The following is a 3,230-nucleotide window of genomic DNA, read 5'->3' as shown; positions in this document are numbered from 1 at the left end:
ATTTTAACGAATATTCACAGACCCCGAACTAGGCCCCAAATGATTGCGCTAAAACCCTAAATGATTTTGGTTACCCTTGTTTAATAATGTCATGTACATCAATAATTGTTTTCTTGATTTTACGCCAAGCTTACTATAAATATTACGATTGTGATACTTTAATGTATTGTCTGTAATATTTAATGTTTCTAGAATATCCTTACTTGAATATCCTTTCACATAGAGATCTAAGATCTCTTTTTCTTTGCGAGTCAATGTCGCAAGACATTCAAGGAAACGATTATATTCTTCTTCATCTACATCAACTTCACGCTTTTTTGCCAGACGCTCGACTTCCATTCTTGCCTTATCATATTCTCTTTGAATGAGTTCATGTTCATTTTCAATTTGTTCAAGCTTCTTGCGATTTTCCTGCATCTCAAGTTCTAAACTTAACATCTTGTTTTCAACTTCATAGTCTTGTATCGATAGAAAATCTAATAAGTCATCAATTTCCTGAACAGAATAACGTGTTTGATTCTTTTTATCTTTTCGCAGTTGATCAAGACCTTGTAAGATAGGTGTTAGATATCTTTGACTAAAGTAAGAACAGCCAAGTAATACAAATAATAAAAGTAGGACGGTAAAGAAGAAGAGTTCTACATTACTTTTCGCAATGGCACGATTATAGTCGGAATCCAAAATCATCACGAATGTTGAATAAGTTTGATTCTTTGAGATCGGTACGCGACTTTTAAAACCAATATAGCTACGATCTTGACCTATGATTTTTAATAGGCCATTACTCATTTGTTTGACTTCAAGACTGCCTTTTGGCAAATAATAGAATCCGTTTCGACTTCCGGTACTAAAGCCTTCTTCTGTTAGAATTTTTGTGTCATCCGGAACTAAGAGACAGGTTAAATGATTTAATGTGGAAGGTTGTGTATGTATAAATTTAAACCAGCTTTGGCTGATCTCGAAACCACATAATCCATAGAAAGTACCATCTTTTCCTATCAATGGAACTCTTAAAAGGGCAATTCTTTCTTCGGTATAGGGAAGTTGAATGATATCCGATAGGGAATAATCAAAATCACCCGTTTTTAATTCTTCATAATCCGGTACTAAAGTTATATCAAATTCTTGGCGCCATTTACGATGGGGCATAATGCCATGTTTTTTGCCGACATTGGCAATCCCACGATATAAGATCAAGTCTTCTTTAGAGACAGATGTAGAGTCTTTTTGTAGATAGACACCACTACGTTGATTGTTCGCATTTTCAAGTGTTGAGTTGATCGTTGTATCTAACTGAATATAGGCGCCGGAACAATTGGCACGTTCTAAAAATTGGCTTAATGGCTGAATTAAATCGTTTTCTAATGAATAAAGAGCATTCGGATTATCTTGTAGCTGACTAAATGTCAATCCTTGTTTTTCAAGGCTTGTTTCTAACGTACTTTGCATAGTTTCGCCTAGAGCGATATTCATAGAGGCAAGATCATCCCAATAGGATTCCATATTCTTTGTGAAGTATTCACTTTGAATGGATAGTTTTTTATGAAAGTCTTGTTCCGTTGTTCCAAGTCGACCAAATAGGAAGAGTCCCATTAATAGAGTGACACTGATGGCTGTGACAAGGAAAAACATGTAGATAAAGAGCTTTCGTTTCATGGATTTTTCTTTTTTCTTAAAACTTAACTGCATAACTTAAAACCTCATGAAAGACTTTTTAATATGTCCATGGCCTCTTGTACAAGTATATCCATGTCTTCTCCAGCTTCATATCTTGCCTTCCATTGAGGTTGGTTTTTGCGAATCTGATCATAGAAAGCATAGGCCTTTCTAGAAACCGCATATGTAACATCTCTAGAGATAACGGTATAGTCGGATTTCATTTCGGTCAGTGTATTGTATAAAGATTGTGTTTCTTCATCTTCAAATTTTTCATTTTTTAAGTTTTTAAATGCCTTTTTTGTGACCGGCATATAACCGCCTTGAATCACAAAGTCCACATTGCGTTTTGGCTCGACAAGCCAATGCGCAAAAACACTAGCGGCTTCTTGTTTCTGATCGGTTGTCTTATAGGCACATAATCCAACACCAGCTTGTGTCATGAGGGCATGGTCTTTATCGGCCTTTGGATAAGGCAGGGCAATCGCATTTAATGGTTCCGTTGTATTATCTGGATATGTAACGATGTCATTTAAATAAAGATAGGCGGCACTGCTAGATACACCAATGAGTGTTTCTCCCGTTGTAAGTTGCGTACTTGAATAGAAATCTGAAGCAGAAATATGGCCTTTGATCAATGGTTCTAAAAAGGTTCTAAAGGCTTCTTGAAATTCTTTGTCTTCCGTATTATACCAGCCATTCTCATTAAACATATGTTTAGAGCCTAATGCGATCGCATAAGATTCAATGGAGTTTAAAACGTAGTCAAAACAACAAAGTGGTTTTCCATTTGACCATTCATAATATGTTTCGGCGACTTTAAAGACTTGATTCCATGTTTCAAAGTCATTCAATGTGACTTGTGTATCGTTTGAAAATTTTTTAAATTGTGTACCATTCATAAAGAATACAATCGTGGATTTGGATAGTGGAAGGTCGACTAGCTTATCTTCTAACATACCAGCATCTAAAAATTCATCGACAAAATTGTTAATTTCTTTCTTCGAGAATACATCGTTCCATACCACACTATTTTCTAATCCCACTTGTTTCGCGTTATGAATATGTCCTGTATACAAATCTGGCATGGGATCTGCGCCCGGTTCTTTGGCTAGACTTGCTTCTAATTCTTGTCCAATTTTACTTGCGTTTGTGACCTTCGTCACATTGATAATAACGCCCTTTTCTTTTCCTTCGGTCTCATTAAATTCAGCTACCAATTGGTTCATTGGAGAATTGACTTGTTCTCCATATACATGCCACATTGTGAGTGTAACTGGGTTGTTTTTATCGAGGGTGGTTTTAGATGAACACCCATATAAACTGGATAGGCAAAGAGCTATCGCTACTGCCGATTTTATAACTTTTTTCATAAATTTCCCCTTTATATACCGCTTTTCCCACCCTTTTTGAATTTTGGGGTGGGGTAATTTTTATAATACTTTCTATAATGAATTTGTAAGTTGATTACATAAGATTGAAAGTGCTTTCCAAGAACATTGAACTAACACACTCTTACGAGTGTGGGCTTTTTTTATAAAGCCTAGTTCTCTCCTGATTTATATTTTATCATA

2 protein-coding genes are annotated in these 3,230 nt (G+C 35.6%); both read right to left on the bottom strand.

Translation table 11 applies throughout. The features are described from left to right. Window positions 1-48: 48 nt before the first annotated feature. Window positions 49-1,689 carry a LuxR family transcriptional regulator gene (locus Q0F04_RS11545; protein WP_295753439.1) on the bottom strand — a complete coding sequence of 547 codons (1,641 nt, stop codon included), beginning with the start codon at window positions 1,687-1,689 and terminating at the stop codon, window positions 49-51. Window positions 1,690-1,700: 11 nt separating this feature from the next. Further along, window positions 1,701-3,029, bottom strand: coding sequence for an extracellular solute-binding protein (locus Q0F04_RS11540; protein ID WP_295753437.1), 1,329 nt, complete (start codon window positions 3,027-3,029; stop codon window positions 1,701-1,703). Between the last annotated feature and the right edge of the window lie 201 nt (window positions 3,030-3,230).

The organism is uncultured Holdemanella sp., assembly GCF_934772795.1.
Taxonomy (GTDB): Bacteria; Bacillota_I; Bacilli_A; order Erysipelotrichales; family Erysipelotrichaceae; genus Holdemanella.
The sequence above is the reverse complement of the archived record's forward strand: the minus strand, read 5'-3'. Positions and strand labels throughout refer to the sequence as shown.

Excerpts from the sequence above, each read along its gene's own strand:
- Q0F04_RS11540 (WP_295753437.1), bottom strand. The coding sequence starts at position 3,029 with ATGAAAAAAGTTATAAAATCGGCAGTAGCGATAGCTCTTTGCCTATCC.
- Q0F04_RS11545 (WP_295753439.1), bottom strand. The coding sequence starts at position 1,689 with ATGCAGTTAAGTTTTAAGAAAAAAGAAAAATCCATGAAACGAAAGCTC.